We start from the raw sequence: 18,193 nt of genomic DNA, 5'->3' as shown, positions 1-18,193 counted from the left end.
ATGTCACCTCGTTCAGATGGGCTGGGCATGGACGACCAGGGACGCCTGGTTGCGCGAGAAGCCGATCTTGCCGCTGCCGTCGCCGACCCGGGCCACGCTGACGACCAGGTTCGCCGGTTGACCGGCGGGCAGCGTGGCGAAGGTCGAGCCGGGTGAGAGCGTCTTGACCGCTTGATCGTCTCGATAACTGGTGAACAGCGGAAGGTACAGATAGCCGCCGGTGCAGGAGCGGGTTGCCGCCAGGACAGCGCCGTCCCCGTTGCTCAGCCGTACGGTGGCCTCGACCGAGGCGCTGGCGCCGTACACGTACAGGTGCCCCTGCACTACCGGCCGCCACGCGAATGGCTGTGCGGGAATCGTGAAGTTGCCGACCGTGATCGACGCGGCATCGATCTCCTGGTCCGCGGCGAAGTCCTCCTGGAACCACGACCACGGCCCTGTCCCCATCGGCGGGGGCATCGGCCGGAACTTCTGGGAAGCCCGATGGTAGGCGAACACCGAACCGGGGCCGGGGCTGGTCGCTTTGTCGTAGTCGGGCGAATCGGCGATGGCTCCAGATGTTCCGGCCGGTCCCTTCGGGCCTTGCACACCGGCCGGTGCTGTCACTTTCACCTGCTGTTCCGCGCCCTTGCCGGTGAAGTCGACCGCCGGAACGGTCAAATTCCAGTTATGGATGGTCTCGGTCACGGTGATCGAATTGGCCGGTGCGAGCGGGCCCCGCGGCCCGACAGCGTGCGGGGAATGCCGCCAACCGGCGCCATCCCAGACATCCATGCCGTCGTCGTCCATCCGATGCCACCAACAGCCGCGGTCATCCGCGCCGAGGCCGGTCGGGCGCGCGGCCGCATCGGGAATCGCACCCATCTTGCGGAAGGTGGTGCGAGGACGCCCGCGCTGGCCTCGCGGTCCAGCGGGACCGGCGGGCAGCGGCAAATCGGCTACGTCGTCGGCGACCGCGATATTCGCGGTCAGGATCGGCAACCCGTTGATGTCGAGCCCGCGATCCACGGTGAGTTGGGCGGGAAATGTACTGTCCGCCATGGATTTTCTCCTCTACGGGTAAATCAGAAGATGAGCAGGTCGAGGTCGGCGCCGACATCGGTGGACAGGTCCTTGATGGCCGCGGCGAAGCGACCGAGGCGCTGCCAGGCCTTGACGACCGAATCCTCTTCATCGGAGCCGTCGCCTACGGTGATGTGCCAGATGCCCGGGGTCTCGCGGTTGTCGGTGAAGGTCAACTCGGTGACGTAATCGGTGAAGACGTACTCGCCAACCGCGAAACCGATCTGATCGCCGAGACCGAAGTCCCTGCCCAGCAGATAGGGGGCGTTGTCCTCGATGGTCACCTTGTGGCTGGTGTAGCCGCGGGTCAGGTGCAGGCCCTGCCGGGCAGCGACCAGGCCGTCGAGGTTGAAGGCCTTGTCGCTGCCGGTGATGTACAGCTCGCGGAAGGCGTACGGTCCGGCACGGCGCGCTCGCTCCATGTCGCGGTACACCATCCAGGCGAGGAAGACGTCGTTGAGCTGTCCGCGATACAGCCAGCCCAGTCCGATCAGGGACAGCAGTCCCTTGATGACGACTTCGATGCCCGCATTCACCCAGCCGGGGGAACGGCCACCGATGATCACATCGGTCGCGGTCGGCTTGTGGAGGGCGATTTCGGATGCGCCGATGCCGGAATACTCGCCTTCGAAGTACCACACCCAGGGGAAGTTCTTCGTGGTGCCGAACTTGCCCGGCTCCCCGTAGACGGCCTCGTACTCGGTGGTCGAATCGAGCTTCGGGTAGCGTTTCGGAGTGGTGCCGTCATCGGCGAATTCCTCTATCCACGACTTGATTCCGTCCAGCAGTGTGCCGGTGTTGCCGGTGACACCGGACTTGTCGACAGTCTCCAGCACCACCGTGGGCTGTTCCAGGAAGAAGTACTCCGGAGCAGGCTGCTCGTCTTCGTCGGGCAAGAAGAACCGGGCGGTGAGCATCACCCCCGAGTCCTCGAGCATCGGCTGGAACAGCTTGTCCGCCATGTCGAATCGAGCGGAGGCGGCGCTCCATCGGCTGGTGTCATGCAGCGGATCGACCGGCACGACGGCCACCGGGAAGAGGGTGTTGCCCGCGTTCCATTTCGGGGAGTTCACGCCGTCTTCCGGAGCCCAGCCCGGCGCCTGCAACCGCATCAGGTTCATCGACAGATACGTGGTCACCAGCGTACGGACCGGCCCGAAAAGGATGTGGTGGCGCGGGAACTGCGCCAGCACCGGCGCGAATGGCGATGCCCAGCAGCAGATCGTGGCGATGTGGTTCCAGCAGTGGATGGCCTCGATATCGACGGTCTCGACGCCGTTGTCATCGCGGACGATCGACGCCTTGGTGATATAGCCATCCCAGCGGAATCCCTTGGTGTTCACCGTGATCGGGATCGTGGCGTCCTCGCCGTCGGGATTGTTGAAGAGGTGATCGAAATGCACCATGTCGCGCGGGCAGATCATCTTCAGACCACCCGCCGAGTTGCGCGGATAGGTGAACTCCAGGGAGAGGTAGCTGTGCTCCTCCCCCACCTCTTCCATGAACTTGTTCCAATAGCGCACCAGCACATCGGGATTGCGCGCCTGTTCCTGGTCGGCCAGGAACTGTTCGTCCATCCGCCGTACTTCGTCGTGCGGATCCCAGGTCCCCGCGCTCATCAGAACGGCCTCGAGGAACGCGGCGTGACCGTGGCGACGATGCTGGACGCGGTGGTGCCGCCATCGACCTTCACGGTGATGTCGGTGGTGCTCCACGGAGCCATCGACTGCAACCAGCGACGACCCGCCAACTGCGCCCACACGTTCGTCGGTTTCGAGCTTCCGACCGTGTACAGGCTGGCCGTGCGGTGACGCGGGTGGGTGTCGATCCGCAAGGTCTGTCCCGCTGTCAGGGTCGGCGTCTGCACCATGCGCGGCAGGTCTCCACCGACCGGGTCCAGAATCGACCAGCGGCCCGGGCCATTCATCGTGTATCGCGGCCAGACCGGCTGATCAGCGGCATTGCGCACCCGTACGGTGCCTTCACCGAGACCGGAGGTGTTGGTCCACACCGCGTTCTCGTCGAAGTGTCGTTCCAGCGGGTCCATCGCGGTGGCCGACATCTTGTACGCGGCCAAGGCATTTCGCGCCGGATCGACGTCACCGACGGGTTCCGGCGCGGAATCGAGCTGCGCCTGCTGGAACCTCCAGCCCTGATGCCGCGTGTAATACCCGACCGTGACCGGCTTGTCCGTGGACCAGCCGCGCATCCAGGCGTCATGCACGGCGTGGAAATCCCGGATGGGATCCACCCCGGCGACCTTCGAGGCACCGGAGATGACGACCAGGAAATCCCATTCCTTCTTCGACCGAACAGAACGAATGAAGGTCGCGCCGTCCTGGCGGGCACCCTCCGAAACCAGCAGCTGCACAGGCGCGAACATGAATCCGGTCTGCTGTGACAGCCGCACGCCTTCGCGTCCGGAGTTCACGCCGGACAGATGCCACACCCGGCCGTCGACATCCCACACGACCACCTTCGTGCCGTGGGCTTCCAAAAGTTGGTGGGTCATCGCCCGAAACCTCCTCCGCGTTGCTGGGCCACAGCCCGGCGTCGGCGGACCCGTTCGACCGCGATGGTCGCGCTCTTGGGGTCCGTGCCGTTGAAGTTGTAGATATCGCCACGGACGGTGTGCCCGCCCGGGCCTTCAGCCAGATCGGTGAGACCGAAACCGGTTCCGACCAATTCCTTGACCGCATTGCCCGCCCACTCGATGGGGCGGGTGAATTCCTCGGCGATCGAACCGCCGATCATCGAACCCAGGATCGAGCCGACGGCGGGACCGAGCGCGGCGGCCGGTCCGAGGAAGGGCGCGATCATGGTGCCGATCGCGGTGCCGACCGCGCTGCCCGCGGTCGAAGCCGCGCCCGAGATCGCTCCGGTGAGCCCGCCGAGTAGACCGTGCTGTTGCACGCCGGTGATCGCGGATGAGAAGGCCCTGACACCGATTTGCTGCGGATCGGTCAACTGAGTAGCGGACGGGGAACCGCTTGTTCCAGTAGGACTCCACTCGATACCGGTCAGGTTCTTGATCCAGTAACCGAGCGTGTTGGTCCAATTCTTGTCGGGATCGGCGGCACTGTATGCCTGACCGATCGGCGTCAGCAGCGACTGCGCCAGATCGGCGAATGTTCTCGGAGCCTGCGGGCCCAATACCGGCGCCAGCAGCGTGCCCAGATCGCCGCCCACCTTGTCGGCAGCCAAGGTGACGAGATCCGTGAAGTTGCCGCCGTGCGGGTTGTACTGGTGGATTTCCTCTTTGGGATCCTGCAAACCAGATTGACCCGTACGGCCGGTCAGCGCATCGATCCAGTTCAGGCCGGTAGGGTTCGGCACCATACGACGTGGCGCACCGTCCTCATCGGGGATGAAGTTGCCCGGCGAGAAACCCTCTGGCACCGCGTCGTTGGGCACCCCTCGCTTCGGCGTAAACAGCGCCCAACCCGCCGATGTGCCGAGTTCCGGGTTGGCGGCCACGTACTCCCACCGGCTGCCATCCGGATTCGTCTGCCCGATGATGTTGCCGCTGCCGCCGGTGGTGGCAGCCGGACCGGCTGCCTCCACAACGGTGCCACCGCCGCTGGTCGGTTCCGGAGCGGAACCACCGTCGCCGTAATCCGATCCCGCTCCACCAGGTGCGGCCCCGGCGGCGCCTCCGGTACCGGTCACGGAACTGGCCTGTCCGCCACCGAGCCCGGCCTGCACGGTGAGTGAGGTACTCAGCTGACTGCCGAACTGGGATCCGATCAATCGGCCCAGTTGGTCGCCGATGACGGGCGCGAGTTCACCGGCGGGTCCGAGGGCCGGTGCGATGGCCGAACCCAGCACCTCGCCCAGCCGACTGCCTGCCGCGGTGGCGGCACCGCTGATCCCAGAGGTGAGAGCAGCTGCGAGAGAACCCAATTCGCTGGTTCCGCCATCAGCCGAGTTCGGTCGGCCGGCGCCGAGAATCCCCAACGTCGCGGAGGGGGTGGCTTGCATGGATGCCGTCATCGGCACCGCGGCTCCGGAGTCGGTCAGACCTTGATCACTCTGCACCGATGTGGAGGCGGCCGAACCCGGTCGGGCAGCGAGCAAGCCACCCGGTCCGAACAGAGGGGCCAGGGCCGATCCCAGCGCGGCACCGGCCCAGGATGCCGCGTCCACCGCGGCATTCCCCATCCCGCCCAGCGTGTCCGCGATTACGCCCTGGCCGAGCAGATCACGCCACTGGTTCGTATTACTCGGCGCGGCCGTACGACTCGCATCGGCGCCCGCGAGACTTGGCAGCATTCCAGCCAGGAAATCGGCCGAGGGCACCCAGCCGGAATTGATCGCGTCGAGTAGCGATAGCGCCTGCGCGGCCGCGTCGGCATTGACCACGTACTCGCCCCGGGAGGCGGCGAGATGGACCAAATCGGAGGACGGGCCGCCGGAGCCCGCGACCAGGCCGCCATCGGCAACCGTATCGCCCGGCTTGAAGACCAGGCCGCCGCGCGCACGGCGAACCGGATTCTGCCTATCGAAGACCGAATCATCTCGGTCTTCTCCGTCTTCCGATCTCCCCGTGGATCGCGCTCCCCCCTTTGCGGGGTTGAGCAACGTGGTCTTGGCACTGAATTTGACGATCCGGGTCTCGGTCTCGTCGCCCTTCGTATGGTCCCGAAACAGGTTCAGCGCCTGCGTCGCGACCCGGTCCGCGAAGAAGTTCGGCACGTGGCCGAGCACCTCTTCGAACGCGTGGGCCAGAGCTGCGAACGGACCGGAGCGGCCGACGAGGGAGTTCGGTGCGCTGGCCCCGTTGTCGGAGACCAGGATCGGATCCTGGTCCGGAAGCGTGACGAGTGAAGTCCCGGGAGTGGGACCTCCTTCCCAGAGGGCGCCGCTGGGGAGCGTGATCCGCTTCCCAGGAGCCGGCTGCCCGCTCGTCGTCATCGCAAGAATGTCCGGCAGTGTCATCGCCGGTGGGCGTTGCTTGTCCACAATTCACATCCACTTTCTGGGCCGAGTGCGCCCGAGCTCGCCCACCGGCGAGGAACTACTCACTCCAGCCGAGGAATTCGTTGATCCGGTCGACGCCCACCGCTGTTCCCACGCGTTCACGGTCGGACTCGAGTCCCGGCCGTGAGATCCGCTCGGGACGGTTGCGCCCGTTCCGGGCGTCGTCACTCTTGGACCACACCAGCCAGCGCAGGCAGTCGGTCATCTCCGCGAGCAGATGTTGCTCGAGCCGCCAGCGATGGTCTTCGGGGTGCATAGTGCGCATCAATGCCGAGTCGGGCGGCAGAAATTTGACTATGGCCCACAGGTCGCGCCAGCTCAGCGCTTCACCGCTGAGTTGACGCAACCGCAGGCCGAGGGCAATCAGGTCGTATTCGATTGCCTCGGAATGCTCTTCGAGAAGGGCATCGAGGCTCAGGATTCCCCCAGGCTGATTCCCGAATGCGCGCGCCATGCCTCCAACATCTCGTGATAGGCATCCGGATCCATATCATCCAGGGCCGCAAGCGCTTCGGGCGAGACCGCCAGCTCCATCAAGGTGTACATGGCGTCCACATCGCCCAGGCGGCGGATCCGGCGGACCAGACCCGGCTTGAGGTAGGTCAGGGACGGCAGCTCGATGTCGATACCGTCGACCTGGTAGTGGAAGTCATCCTTCACCTTCGTCGGAGCGGCGATCGTGATGGGAGCTTTCGGAGAAGTCATTGGACACAGACCCTTTCGTTTCGTTGTTGTGGTTTTGCGAGAATTGCGGGGCATTGCTGGAAGGCCCAACGGCGGCGGCGGGCCTGCGCGTAGGTTTGGAATGACCGCCGCCGTTGGGGGCTTTGCAGGACGGCCGGAGCCGTCGTCAGACAGGGTTCAACCCCGAGTTACACGGAGTTGTCACCCCGTCGTGGTGTTCGACGGTGAATACCGTCGGAATCAGGCGGCCTTGATACCGTCGTCCAGGTAGCGGTACGCCTTCACACCGGCGTCGTCTTTGAAGGCCTCGACGCTGATGGTGAAGCCGGCCAGTGCATTCGACACGAACTTCTTCTCGGTGACCGAGGTGATCTTGGCGTTCGGCAGCACGATGCGCAGCTTCTTGTCCTCGGTGACCATGTCGAAGATCCACGAGCGACGCGGCAGCGGCGAACCGGTCTCCTTGACCTGGTACAGCGCACCGGAGGTGGAGGTGGCAGCGGTCGGAACGACATTGCCCGCACCGAAGACCTCGCTCAGCACGTCCTTGTCCCACACCGCATACAGGGTCAGACCGAACCGCACCGAGTGCTCGGTCTGCAGCTGCGCGATGATATCGGCGTTCCAGTCCTTGACGGACTCGATCTTGCGCTCACCCATCGATTCGATGCCGTCCTCGGACACATAGCCGAGCGCCTTGAACGCGGGATCGATGGTGCCGGCCGCGCCGGTCGGCAGCGCGGTAGCCAGCGGCGCCACCAGAACACCGCCGGTAACAGCGATGTTCGGAGTGCCGGCGCCAATGTACTTGCTAGAGGGCAGAGCCATTTTCGTTATCTCCCTTGGGATTTGCGCAGGCCCTAGGGATTGGTTATTCAGTTTCGACTGCAATTGACACGCAGTCAGGCGAGAACTTTGCCCCGCACAATCAGGTCGGTGACAATCGTGTACCGCGGAGCGGCAGTCACCGGATCAGTATCGTTCTCTTCGCCGACATCCTCGACGTAGTCACACCAGACGGTGCCGATGTACCCCGGTGCAGCGACATTCACGATGCCCCGCACCTTGGCCGCCAACTCCGCGGCACCACCGGCATCATCGACGCACTCGAACAGGACTCGCGGACGATCCAGGATCAAGTGCGCACCCCGGTGCCCCTCCCGATCCTCGACATCCAGCCGAGCCTTCCGATCGTTGCGAGATACCCGAACCCACCGCGCTGGGCGCGGATCCGGCACTCTGACAACAACACTCGCGGTATCGGACGCTGCCGAGAGCTTCGCGAACAAAAATTCCTGTAAGGCCTTCTCGATGTCAGAGAACAAAATCTGCTCAGCCATCGATCATCCTCCTTTCAATTATTCGAAGAATCCCCAAACCCATCCGAGCTGCCCTCCTTCGCAGCACCCTCTTTAAAGCAAATGAGTGCGATAAAGAATAGAGTCAATGAACGCCCGCTCCTCATCCGTAGGCGCGCGATCTTCGCTCTCCGCCAGACCCGCGATCCCATCAACAACTTCATATAGAGAAAATACGGGGCCGGCGCCTCGCACTTGGTGCATGCGAATGCCATCGGTCTCCAAAACGAATTCGTCGAAATCTAGTCGCCAAATCTCTGGATGACTCATGGATGTTTCCGTAGAATTTCGAGGCGGGGTCCGAGGCGTCGACAACAAACTCGACACCTATGCATCGGCCAATAAAGCTGAGCAAACATCGATATCGTTCAAACCATACCCGACCGACCCGACGATCCCTCGATCAATCTCGTCAACCAGATCCGCCCGGGCGGTCGCCATTACTTCACGAATCGATCGTACAGATCTTTATCAACCCATTCAACATCAAAGGACTCCAGAATCCTCTCGTAAGACCTCTTTCGATTAATGTCTCGCTCTGAGAGCATGCACTCACTGGCGGCCTCACGAATCTCGCGCCACTTGAGAATATGCATGCAAAATTGAAGTAGATCAACATAGCCATTCGGCAACATCGATAGTAGCTTCACGAACTCCCCGGACACAGAATCCCGACATTGAGGGTGCTCTTGCAAATACTCAACCAGATCCACAAACAGTGGTTCGATTTGGTCCACACCGTCAACCATCGGCTCAATCTTGAGGATGAAGTTGACCTTGGATAAAGCTCGATTACAGATACTAGGGGAACTCGTATCCAACATACTTTCCTTCCGCACTGAACCCATTTTCATTAAAGGCGCGAACTGCAGCGTTTTCGGCATTCTTTCCCCACGGTCTATAGTGACCAGAAAGATTGTTCAATTCCACAATTCTCCCACTCCTCATTTTGAGCTCACCAGCAGCTAGAACCAGCTCGCCCTTGGCAAGGCTAACATGCCCGTCAGTAATCCGGCCGAGAACAAGACTCCCATCCTGCAGAACCACGTAAGCATACTTCCCGGAGCGACCGCTCAGTAGCGCCTGGGGACTAAAGGTCCTCGCCCAATCAGGACGATCCTCTGGGAATAGATTCTCGAATTCCAGAGGCCCATCAGGATCTTCTATTTTAGGCCCAGGTGGGCCCGACTCATTACGGCCAGCCTGGCCATTGCGACCGCCACCACCACCTGCAGAACCCACTCCAGTGCCATGGGGCCCCAATTCCGGATTGGGATGGCCGGTTGCTTGTCCGGATGCGGCGCCGACGCCTGTCCCGGAACTGCTTGCACGAGCGCGTCCACTGCCAACCGATGCCTCTACCTGGGCATCCATGGTGATTTTCACTTCTGCGGTATTCGCGGTTTCGGATCGATCGACAATGGATTTCAGCATCAAAGTCGATTGCGGCTCCCTTATCGGCGTTGCGGCTCCTCTCCCCGTTAATGGTGAATTCTTCGGCGCTGGCAGCTTGGCCATCGACCCATATTCTGGCGGTGGCTTCAGTGAATGGAGCTTGTTACCCATTGTCTCGGCTACAGGCGCAGTTGCCCGCTCAGGGCGATCGATGATCGGGAATCGGGGCCTGTTCGCGATCATTGCGTTCGGCGAGACCGGAATCCCCGGGGCGATAACGTCGCCCAGCATCGAACTAGGCCCCCATCCGTGGTTCAGTTGCAGTATTTCAGTGTGTCCCATACCAGAAATTCCAAATGGGATGACATCCGATTTCACGATATTTGCACTGACAGTTGGTGCCGATATGGATGCCGCTTTTGTGTCCATTGAAGTACCGATTCTTACTGGTGCGGCACGACCTTTGGGCCCGAGGAACATTAGGGCGACCATTGCGGTGGTTGCGCCGGCCGAACCCCAGGGATCCTTTGCCCATCCCTCGCGAGAGATGCCGGTGACGTCGTGGATCAGCTCGCCCGTACGGTCCGGCGGCTTGTAGGTGGTGGCTAGTCCGGCGGGGGTTGCTTGGACAGAGCCGAGAGAGACCATCGAGTCGGCCAGGGTTCCGAATCCGTATTTCAGCGGGCCCAGCATGGGCATTACGGAACTCTTGCCAATATCGAGTAGTTCGGATTCGCGATTCGGAGACTGGTAGGTTGTCATCAGTCCCGTGTCCGTTACTTGCACCGACGACAGCGACGCCATCGAATCGACGACCTTCCGGAATGGATAGGAGATTAGCGTCCAGGCCGTCTTCGGAATTCCGATTAGGATGACTGACCCGAAACCTAGTCCAAGCTTTTCCCACCCGGCTTTGCCGTCAGGATGCTCAGTTCGACTGATCTCCTTGCCGCTCTTGTCGTATTTGATAACCGTGAAATCGGCGAGCAGACGAGTTCTGAATCCATCGACGTCCTCGGTATCGCGATACCATTCTTCAGCCTTTCCAGACTTCGGCTTGAATTCGTCGGTAACCACCCCAATAGAATTCGCGTGGAGGAAATGAATACCACCCCCGACATCCTCGGTACGCTGCATTCCGAGCCGCCCATGTCCATCCGGGAAGACAGACCATTCCTTGTCATAAGGATCGACGTAAACGCCGTAACCTGAAGGGTCGAGCTGCATCGCGAGGCGGGACTTGAATCCGTCGCTGCCGTTTGGGGTCACCAGCGTGACGAGGCGGTTCCCAGCCAGATCGGAGTGGACGTTGTTGTAGAGGCCGGCTGCGTTGCGAACACCGCGATCAGTGCCGACCAGATTTCCATCCGAGTCGTATGAGTTCCCGTAGGTCTCCGTCCACCCTCGGTTCGCACCGGATTCTCGATCAGGCGGGCCGGATGTTGAGGATCCAGGTTCAAACGATTGAATACGTGCGGGCGCTTCTGCGGTTCTCTTGTCGACGTAGGATCCAGCCCCGGTAGACTCGTTGTTCCAGCGTTGGAAACCACCCAGGCCGTTTGCAACGACTCGTGAGTGGGTAATGGTGCCGTTAGCGTTATAGATCACCTGGTCGACTGTTTGAGTTCCGTTGCCGAATGGGATCGTGTTCACCCGGCGAATTCCCTTGGAGTTACCCGGGGTTGGAGGTAGGAACTCTTCCCAGGTGTCGCCCTCTTTGTGACCAGTGACGTCAGGCAAACCGAAGATATGTTCGTCGGCGCCCGCCGGTACGTCAGCGACCGTCTCTGGCTGTTGTTGCTGATTGGGATCCAGTTGCGACGCCTCGGGCTGGCCCGATTGGACCGCAGGCTTTTGCGAGTTCGGTTGCTGTTGCTGAGCCAGCTGGGGCTGCGGACTCGGTGCAGGCTGTTGCGCTGGCTCGGGCTTTGTGGGAGCAACCTTCGCGGGATCGATACCGGGCACCCAGCCTCCGGTCTCCGGATCCTTGTACATAGGGTTGTGGAAGGTGGGTCCCAGATCACCGCCTGGCGCGTATGGGTCCTCGTACTTTCCGCTGACGGGTTGGAGGCCCGGAATCGACCGCGTGCCAGCCGATTCGATCAGATCTTGGGTGCGGAGTATTCGTGCGAACTGTTGCACTGCATCGGCGCTCGATCCGACGGAGAAGTTATGTACCTTGCCCTGCCCTTTTTCGGTTGGAGGGATCGGCATGATCACTCCTCGCGGGTGTGCCGAGCTTGTTCGATTCGCTGGCGGAGCTGGTCGACGAGGGCGGCGTAGGCGTCGGTTTTGGTGGCGGCTTCGGAGGCCAGGCCGCGGGGGTGGGTGGCTACCCAGAAGCCCTCGTCGGTCTTGGTGACCTGGATGTCTTCGAGGTTGTAGAACTCCTCGGGGTCGGGGGCTGGCCAGTTGCCGGCGGTGTCCTTGGTGATGTGGATGCCGGTGTCGAAGACGCCGGGCTGGCCGCCGGGGGTGGCGGTCCAGCGGATTTCCTCGAGTTCGGGATGGATACGGACGCCGCGCTTTACGAGGTATTCGGCGACGCGCACGGCCTGTTTGATGCTCGTCACGGTGGGTTCGGCGAGTTTGCGGCCGACCTCGGTGCGCCATTCGGGGAGATGGATGACGGCGAGTTCTTCGGCGAGAGCCTTGACCTCGGGGGACAGTTCGTCGGTCTGGCTGGTCTCGGAGAGCTTGCCCGAGAGGGACTGCTGGATGAGGGCGAGGAATTCGGGGGTGACCAGCTGGCCGGTATCGGTTTTCACGTACTCGGAAGGGGGCTGGTGGTTGCCGAAGTGGACGGATTCGACGATTTCCTTGTCGGGCATCGGGTATCAGGACCTTCCGGAGACATGGAGCGGCGCCGGGCCCTGGGAGGCCGCGGGATCGGTGAGGTGGGAGGGTCCCGCCCCCACTCACAGGGGACATGCGGGGGCGGGACCCATTGCGCCCCTTGCGCTGCGACCGGCGTCTGCGACCACTGTTGATCTGCGGGAGGCGGGCGCGCTGGAGGGGCGGGCATCCGACGGCAGGTTGCCGTCAGAGTTCTTCTTCGAGGTTGGGCGGGATCTTGTAGTTCGCCTGCGGCGGATCCTGACCCGGGACATGGAGGCGGAGGAACGCGAGCAACTCATCTATGTGCCGTTGCAGGGCGCGGATCAGACGGATCGCGTCACGGAAGCGGCGATGGTCGCTGATCGCCTGATCCTCCAGGGCCGCAACACGTTCGCGGAGCTTCGCTACCTCACGCGCCTGCCAGGCAGTGACGGCGGCGATGATCGTCGCGATGGCGGCGCCGACCGCCTGGACGAGATCTGGACTGACGGATTGCTGCATCTCAGCCTGCACCGTCCCCTCGCACCACCGGAGTCACGGCCGGTCTGATCGCCGCACCTGCGATCACGGGCGTGAACAGTCCGTAGATGGTCAGGACAGCCTCGATCCAGTCGGTGCTGATCTGGCGGCCGAGCAGGTAGGCCACAACGCCGGTGACCGCCACCAGGACCGATCGGATCAGGGCTGGTTCGGGAGCCTTGGTGATTCGCATGATTCTTCCTTCTGACGAGCTGGCCAGGTCGATAACGAGAGCTGGTTACAGGCCGAACAGCGGCAGGATCAGCGGAATCAGGTCGGCGATCAGCTTGATGATGTCTTCGGCGATGGTGATCACTGGGTTCACCTCCTCTCGGGATATCGGTTGAGGATGGACGCCAGGCGATCGCAGTAGCCGCCGGCGACGTAGGCGGTGGTGTGTTCACCACCGAGTAGGTAGCCCTCCATCGAGGCCGCGGCCTTCGACCAAAGGTCCAGGATTCGGAGGGGATTGGTCCAGGAGCCGAATCGCACTGCTTGCCAGCGGTTTCTGCGGATGCGGTCGGCCAGGTCCAAGGTCCAGCCGCCCATATCGGCGACTCCGAACGCGGATACCGAGTCAGCGAGGGTGCGAAGCGGCGAGTCGGCTGGGCACGACGTGATGCAGTCCGAGGGATTCGCGACCTCCCAGATCGGGAACTCATCCGGCCAGCGGTCGTGGCGGCCGGCGATCCCGAATCCAACAGGGTTCGGGTCGATCGAATCACCGTCCATGCGAAGTGGATTGGCGATGTTGGCAGCCCACGCGACCTCACAGTCCGGATACTCGCCGCACCCCTTCGCCTCGAGGAACCGGGTGACGACCTCCGCGCCGAGGCTGTAGCCCAGGAGGCCAACTTGATTGGGGGTGGCATGGATTGCCTTCACAAGCGCGGCGACGCCCTGGTCTATGGATTGTTGTTCGCTGCAACCGAGGAGGCTCCGTTGCGGGTTGACGGGACCGATGGCTGCGGGGTACTCGATATCGGGGCCGATCTCGTACTTGGCGGGATCGAGTTGCCTGGTCACGTTCGCGAGCATGTTCGCCGGGGAACCGTAGGGTTCGCCCGTGCCACGGCAGGTCAGGACGGTGATCACGCGGAGTCGCCTTTCGGTCCGGTGGGTGGATAGCGGACGGCCCCACCCGCGGGAAGCGATTGCGGGTGGGGCCGTCCGTGTGACACCCCTGTGCTGCTGCGTCGTCTGCGACCGCGGACCACCTGAGGGAGACGGGCGCACGAGGGGTGGACATGCGGCATGCTCTGAACCCGCGTTATACCTGCGAAGGGTTTTCGGGGGCTTGCCGCATGAGGTTCGAGAAGGGCGTGGTGTCGGCGAAGTTGGTGCCGGGCAGCGGATCTCGGGTCAACACCGGATACGAGAGTGGAACCTGGTGTTGTAGTGAAGATTCCCGGAAGATTCGGGAGGAAGGCGCAACTGTGGCGCTGCACATAGCTTCACTTAAGCAACGAGGAAAGTCAACAGTCCAGTCTGAATATCTTGAAAGTTGCTGGTAGAAGCCATCTTCGAAGTCACCGCAACCGACCGGAATCGGGCGTGATGTGGCCGGCGGCGACCAACACTTGGAAGGCCGCCGCCTTATGCGGGCACTCACGCGCGGGACATTCGCGGTGCAAGCGCATGACCTCGTGCGCGCGATCCGTGGACAGCGGATCGGCGGGAGCTGTGTGCGCCGCGAGCTCGATCAGCTCGAGAAGGGTGTAGTTCATGACGGGCCTCCAAGGGACGGCGGAAACGCCGAAGGCCGCCGAACCGCAGCTGAGCGGTGGTTCGGCGGCCTGGGCGACAGGGGTGATTCGGGCGGGACAAGCGATCACGCGGTGGACTTCCGGCGACGCATCGGGTATTTCAGATGGGCGTCGAGTACGTCGCCGACCAGGAACAGTTCCGGCCAGTCGGGCGCCCAGGGTCCCGGTACGGGCGCGACCTTGCCCGCGTCACGCAGGGTTTGGATGCGACGAACGGTGACAGTCCGGAACGGATCACCCAATTCCTGTGCCAGGATGGCGATTCCGGAGACATTGAGGCGCGCCCGGCGAGCGGCCTCGACCGATGCGGCATCGACCACGAATCGCTGCGCCGGCGGGCAGATCACCCGTTCGGCGGCTTCGACAGCGGCGCGGATGTCCGAGGGAGCGGACTCCACCCCCTCGGTCATCGCCAACGCGATCAGGTTCGTGCGCAGCCACGCGGCGAGTCCGGCCGTCGAGGTCGGGCCGCTGTAGTCGAGAGCGCGCTGTTCGCACACCAGGCGTACCCAGCCGATCAGGCTGGCGTGCAGGTGGTCACGAACCCTGGCCGCGCCGACGCTGAAAGGCAGTGGCTGATCACTGGTCCGTCCACTGAGCCGGGTATTGGCCGCACCGAGTCGAGCCCGGCCGTTGACGGAATCCGCGAGATCCTCGACCAGAGCCGGGATACCGGCGAGCAACTCGGCGAGCTCACGAAGGGCATCGACTTCGAGGTACAGGTGGGCCGATCCGTCGCTTGTCATCACTACGCCACCTCCGAATCCACACGGGCCGGAATCGGGAGTAGTTCGCTGGGCTCACGTCCCAGCGCGCACGCGACGAGCACTAGATCGGCGACGCTGAACGGCGCGATCGCGCCCAATTCGGCAGCAAGCGACGTCGCATTGAGTCCGGTTCGAGCAACGATCTGCCCCAGCCCTATGCCCGCCTCACTCATCGCCAGTGCCACCCTTTCGGCGATATGTCGATCTAGGAAGTCCATACGGCTCACCATATGGTCCATACGGACCTTCAACAAGTCCAAACGGAACAGTTACCCGATCGTTACGCGGGGTTGGGTTTGGGCACGCGTCAGCCTGGGTGTGTTTGCAAGAATTCCGTTTGGACCTCATGATGGTCCATATGGAACTGCGGGATCTCCACGACGGCATCAACCGCGCGGTGGGTGAAGAGCTCCGCGCTGCCCGCGCCCGGCGCGACTACACGCGAGCCCAGCTCGCGGCCGCGTCAGGCGTCGCGGTCAGTACGATCCAGCGCTTCGAGAACGGGGAGCGCTCCCCCGACATGCATCAGCTGTTCGCGCTATGCAATGCACTCGGCGTTTCGCCGCTCGAGGTCATGGAGCGTGCCGTTCAGTTCGTCAAGGGAAGCGGGTAACAGCTCCCCCAACTCCCAGCCGATGACCTCCGATGCCAGGAAGAGATCGGCCACCGTGGCCTCACCCCGCACGATTCGTTGCGCCACTTCGACGCCCAATCGGCTTGCCACCAGAGTCAAGCTTTCCGTATCAAAAACCTGCACGAACCACTCAACCATTGCTTCTGCGAGCACAGCGCAATTGCCCCTTCTTCGAGCCCGCGCACTGCGGACCGCCAATCCGTCGACCCCTAGCGGGTCATGAAAGACCGCCGACGAGTCGATGGTGGCAACATGGCGTTACGCCGAGCCTGGTCGACCCCCTCGACAGTAACTACCGCACCGCCCGGCCCCCATGCCGTGCGGCCTGCACAGGCCTAACGCATTCATCCACCTGTCTGTGATGCCCTGGGGCACAACACCTTCGAATCAAGGTCAACGTGCGGAGTATACACATTCGGCCAGACAACCATCGATTCAAGTCTCACCCAATGCATCTGGCTATTCGGCCACCCACAGAACTACCGATAGGTAAGGGTTGGCTACATGACTCATCTACGAGTTGCGTCTGAAATCGGTTGGCATTAAGTACATTTGACCTCCACCGCCACGCATATGCGTTTACTCGGCCAATAGCAATGACCATTCGTGCCAATTACTCGGGAGACCGGAGAGTCGTTGCCGGGGTCGCGGGCCGAGGTGTGGTGTATGCCGGGAGATCGGGGCTGGGTGGGGTCGCGGTGGTCGCGGCCCGAGGACCCGGGGTGGCAGTTGGGACGGCCAGCGGCTGTGGGGGTGTTCGGTCGGGTAGCCCGCTGGTGTCGGAGTGCATCGAGTTCGGGTCGGCGCTACCAGGGCTGGGGAGGTTGCGTCGGGTTCGGTTGCCCGGGCTGGGGTGCGGAGGCGTACCCGGGGCGACATTGTTTGGGGTTTCGGGGTTTTCGGTGCCGGGGAGGGTCTGTGGGGCGTAGGACGGATCCGTGTAGGTCGGCGTGACGGCGCCGGGGGTGGTCGTGTCCAGGGGGGCGCCGGTTTCCGGGTCGAGTTCCGTTGGGGTGGAACCGGTTTGGGGTGTCTGGGGAGACAGGAGGCTCGGGAGGAGGCCCTGGGATTGAACACCGGGGAAGTCGGTGAGGGCGGGGCCTATTTCCATTGCCGAGGCGGGGGTCAGGGGGCCGCCGTCGGGGGCGGCGGAGTATTCGGCTCGGAGGATGTGGTTGTCGCGGACCAGGACTCGGCCGGAGGTGGAGTCGACGGCTTCGGTGGTGCGGGGGTCCTCTTTGTCGGTGCCGAGGTACATCTGGCAGTCGGTGGTGTCGCAGGTTTGGGCGTAGGTGTAGCGGTCTTCGGCTAGGGCGTACGAGCGGGCGGCTATGGCTTGGGCCTTGAGGGCCTCGGTGCCGCCTTGGTCGGCCCAGCCGGGGATCATTTCGGCGGGGACCACGCCTTTGAGGTAGTCGTCGAGGTCTACTTCGTTGACGGTGCGGAAGGCGTCGCCCTCGAGGGCTACGCCAAGGACGCCGCGGAAGGCGTTGCCGCCGCAGATCTCCAGTTGTTCCTCGGCGGGGCGGGCGGTGCCCTCGGTGACGGGGTAGGCCCAGGGGTCGTCGGTGGCGCCTTCCCACAGGGTGTTGCCGTCGCAGCCCTGGGTGATGGTGACGTCCGCGCCGGAGGCGGTGGGGGTGAGGTGGGCGGCCTGGCCGGGGATGACACGGCGGCCGGCGACGTAGAAGACGGAGTCGGAGACGACGTCGAGGGTTTTGTCGTCCTGCTCCATGATGCGCACTCGGACGGAGGTCGCGCCGATGTCCGCGAGGTCGGCTCCGGAGTAGTAGTTCGCGAGGATGCGGTCGGCGGTCCAGCCTTGGGCGGCCTTCTCGAACGCACCGTTCTGGCTCAAGCCGCGGCCGTGACCGGCGCCCACCGTCAAGTGGAGGGCGTTCTCGGGCCAGGCCCACACGAGGAGGGCGGTGCCGCCGGTGGTGGCGGCGACAGCGAGGGACAGGGTGAGCAGGCCGCGCCGTCTACGGCGCTCGGCTAGGTACCCGTTCGGCATGTCATACCCGTTCTCTCGAGGGCTGAAGCTACATTCGAGTTACCCAAAGCTAAGCCTCAACCAAACGTTCAGGGAATGTGACAGTAGGGACTAGTGTGATCGTTGATGCGCCAAGTAGCAAGCTTGTGCTCGGGGCGCGGTTAGACCGATTTACCTGAATGGGAGATGCTTGTGCC

18 protein-coding genes are annotated in these 18,193 nt (G+C 63.2%); 1 reads left to right on the top strand and 17 read right to left on the bottom strand.

The window, feature by feature from the left end:
• Positions 1–12 precede the first annotated feature (12 nt).
• From ACQP06_RS00620 to ACQP06_RS00545, 16 genes are all read right to left on the bottom strand, one after another.
• Complete coding sequence (locus ACQP06_RS00620; RefSeq protein ID WP_433669691.1) at positions 13–1,041, bottom strand: hypothetical protein; 1,029 nt, start codon at positions 1,039–1,041, stop codon at positions 13–15.
• 23 nt (positions 1,042–1,064) lie between these two features.
• Entirely contained in the window at positions 1,065–2,681 is a 1,617-nt protein-coding gene (locus ACQP06_RS00615) for a phage tail protein (RefSeq protein WP_433669689.1), read from the bottom strand.
• Positions 2,681–3,574: a phage tail protein gene (locus ACQP06_RS00610; RefSeq protein WP_433669687.1), complete on the bottom strand. Its 894-nt coding sequence runs from the start codon at positions 3,572–3,574 to the stop codon at positions 2,681–2,683. Before ACQP06_RS00610 ends, ACQP06_RS00615 begins: the two co-directional genes overlap by 1 nt.
• Positions 3,571–6,024 carry a hypothetical protein gene (locus ACQP06_RS00605; RefSeq protein WP_433669686.1) on the bottom strand — a complete coding sequence of 818 codons (2,454 nt, stop codon included), beginning with the start codon at positions 6,022–6,024 and terminating at the stop codon, positions 3,571–3,573. Before ACQP06_RS00605 ends, ACQP06_RS00610 begins: the two co-directional genes overlap by 4 nt.
• Before the next feature lie 55 nt (positions 6,025–6,079).
• Positions 6,080–6,496 (bottom strand): DUF5361 domain-containing protein, encoded by a 417-nt coding sequence (locus ACQP06_RS00600; RefSeq protein ID WP_433669685.1) that lies wholly within the window; start codon positions 6,494–6,496, stop codon positions 6,080–6,082.
• A complete protein-coding gene (locus ACQP06_RS00595; protein ID WP_433669683.1) occupies positions 6,457–6,747 on the bottom strand; it encodes a hypothetical protein in 291 nt (96 codons plus the stop codon). The genes ACQP06_RS00600 and ACQP06_RS00595 overlap by 40 nt, the downstream gene beginning before the upstream one ends.
• A gap of 219 nt (positions 6,748–6,966) precedes the next feature.
• Positions 6,967–7,485, bottom strand: coding sequence for a hypothetical protein (locus ACQP06_RS00590; protein WP_379343236.1), 519 nt, complete (start codon positions 7,483–7,485; stop codon positions 6,967–6,969).
• 143 nt (positions 7,486–7,628) lie between these two features.
• Positions 7,629–8,066, bottom strand: a complete 438-nt coding sequence (locus ACQP06_RS00585; RefSeq protein ID WP_433669680.1) for a hypothetical protein — start codon at positions 8,064–8,066, stop codon at positions 7,629–7,631.
• An 819-nt stretch (positions 8,067–8,885) separates the two neighbouring features.
• Positions 8,886–11,699, bottom strand: a complete 2,814-nt coding sequence (locus ACQP06_RS00580) for a hypothetical protein (protein ID WP_433669679.1) — start codon at positions 11,697–11,699, stop codon at positions 8,886–8,888.
• Positions 11,696–12,310: a hypothetical protein gene (locus ACQP06_RS00575; RefSeq protein ID WP_433669677.1), complete on the bottom strand. Its 615-nt coding sequence runs from the start codon at positions 12,308–12,310 to the stop codon at positions 11,696–11,698. Before ACQP06_RS00575 ends, ACQP06_RS00580 begins: the two co-directional genes overlap by 4 nt.
• A 211-nt stretch (positions 12,311–12,521) precedes the next feature.
• On the bottom strand, positions 12,522–12,818 hold the full coding sequence (locus ACQP06_RS00570; RefSeq protein ID WP_379343225.1) for a hypothetical protein: 297 nt from the start codon (positions 12,816–12,818) through the stop codon (positions 12,522–12,524).
• Between the two features lies 1 nt (position 12,819).
• Positions 12,820–13,029, bottom strand: coding sequence for a hypothetical protein (locus ACQP06_RS00565; RefSeq protein WP_387301024.1), 210 nt, complete (start codon positions 13,027–13,029; stop codon positions 12,820–12,822).
• A gap of 128 nt (positions 13,030–13,157) precedes the next feature.
• Positions 13,158–13,931, bottom strand: a complete 774-nt coding sequence (locus tag ACQP06_RS00560) for a PE-PPE domain-containing protein (RefSeq protein ID WP_433669675.1) — start codon at positions 13,929–13,931, stop codon at positions 13,158–13,160.
• A gap of 434 nt (positions 13,932–14,365) precedes the next feature.
• Complete coding sequence (locus ACQP06_RS00555) at positions 14,366–14,563, bottom strand: hypothetical protein (RefSeq protein ID WP_387301028.1); 198 nt, start codon at positions 14,561–14,563, stop codon at positions 14,366–14,368.
• Positions 14,564–14,667: 104 nt separating this feature from the next.
• Positions 14,668–15,348: a hypothetical protein gene (locus ACQP06_RS00550; RefSeq protein WP_433669673.1), complete on the bottom strand. Its 681-nt coding sequence runs from the start codon at positions 15,346–15,348 to the stop codon at positions 14,668–14,670.
• Between the two features lie 2 nt (positions 15,349–15,350).
• Positions 15,351–15,587: a hypothetical protein gene (locus tag ACQP06_RS00545; protein WP_433669672.1), complete on the bottom strand. Its 237-nt coding sequence runs from the start codon at positions 15,585–15,587 to the stop codon at positions 15,351–15,353.
• A gap of 140 nt (positions 15,588–15,727) precedes the next feature.
• Between ACQP06_RS00545 and ACQP06_RS00540 the strand changes: the two genes are divergently transcribed.
• On the top strand, positions 15,728–15,982 hold the full coding sequence (locus ACQP06_RS00540; protein WP_387301033.1) for a helix-turn-helix domain-containing protein: 255 nt from the start codon (positions 15,728–15,730) through the stop codon (positions 15,980–15,982).
• A 634-nt stretch (positions 15,983–16,616) separates the two neighbouring features.
• Here ACQP06_RS00540 and ACQP06_RS00535 read toward each other — a convergent pair.
• On the bottom strand, positions 16,617–18,017 hold the full coding sequence (locus tag ACQP06_RS00535) for a SpoIID/LytB domain-containing protein (protein WP_433669669.1): 1,401 nt from the start codon (positions 18,015–18,017) through the stop codon (positions 16,617–16,619).
• Between the last annotated feature and the right edge of the window lie 176 nt (positions 18,018–18,193).

It is taken from the genome of Nocardia sp. CA-136227, assembly GCF_050955695.1.
Classification (GTDB): Bacteria; Actinomycetota; Actinomycetes; order Mycobacteriales; family Mycobacteriaceae; genus Nocardia.
This window is presented reverse-complemented; position numbering and strand designations above follow the sequence as displayed.

Bases quoted from the DNA above. Each gene is read 5' to 3' on its own strand.
- ACQP06_RS00620 (WP_433669691.1), bottom strand. From the start codon at position 1,041: ATGGCGGACAGTACATTTCCCGCCCAACTCACCGTGGATCGCGGGCTC.
- ACQP06_RS00615 (WP_433669689.1), bottom strand. From the start codon at position 2,681: ATGAGCGCGGGGACCTGGGATCCGCACGACGAAGTACGGCGGATGGAC.
- ACQP06_RS00610 (WP_433669687.1), bottom strand. From the start codon at position 3,574: ATGACCCACCAACTTTTGGAAGCCCACGGCACGAAGGTGGTCGTGTGG.
- ACQP06_RS00600 (WP_433669685.1), bottom strand. From the start codon at position 6,496: ATGGCGCGCGCATTCGGGAATCAGCCTGGGGGAATCCTGAGCCTCGAT.
- ACQP06_RS00595 (WP_433669683.1), bottom strand. From the start codon at position 6,747: ATGACTTCTCCGAAAGCTCCCATCACGATCGCCGCTCCGACGAAGGTG.
- ACQP06_RS00585 (WP_433669680.1), bottom strand. From the start codon at position 8,066: ATGGCTGAGCAGATTTTGTTCTCTGACATCGAGAAGGCCTTACAGGAA.
- ACQP06_RS00575 (WP_433669677.1), bottom strand. From the start codon at position 12,310: ATGCCCGACAAGGAAATCGTCGAATCCGTCCACTTCGGCAACCACCAG.
- ACQP06_RS00570 (WP_379343225.1), bottom strand. From the start codon at position 12,818: ATGCAGCAATCCGTCAGTCCAGATCTCGTCCAGGCGGTCGGCGCCGCC.
- ACQP06_RS00565 (WP_387301024.1), bottom strand. From the start codon at position 13,029: ATGCGAATCACCAAGGCTCCCGAACCAGCCCTGATCCGATCGGTCCTG.
- ACQP06_RS00555 (WP_387301028.1), bottom strand. From the start codon at position 14,563: ATGAACTACACCCTTCTCGAGCTGATCGAGCTCGCGGCGCACACAGCT.
- ACQP06_RS00550 (WP_433669673.1), bottom strand. From the start codon at position 15,348: ATGACAAGCGACGGATCGGCCCACCTGTACCTCGAAGTCGATGCCCTT.
- ACQP06_RS00545 (WP_433669672.1), bottom strand. From the start codon at position 15,587: ATGGACTTCCTAGATCGACATATCGCCGAAAGGGTGGCACTGGCGATG.
- ACQP06_RS00540 (WP_387301033.1), top strand. From the start codon at position 15,728: ATGGAACTGCGGGATCTCCACGACGGCATCAACCGCGCGGTGGGTGAA.
- ACQP06_RS00535 (WP_433669669.1), bottom strand. From the start codon at position 18,017: ATGCCGAACGGGTACCTAGCCGAGCGCCGTAGACGGCGCGGCCTGCTC.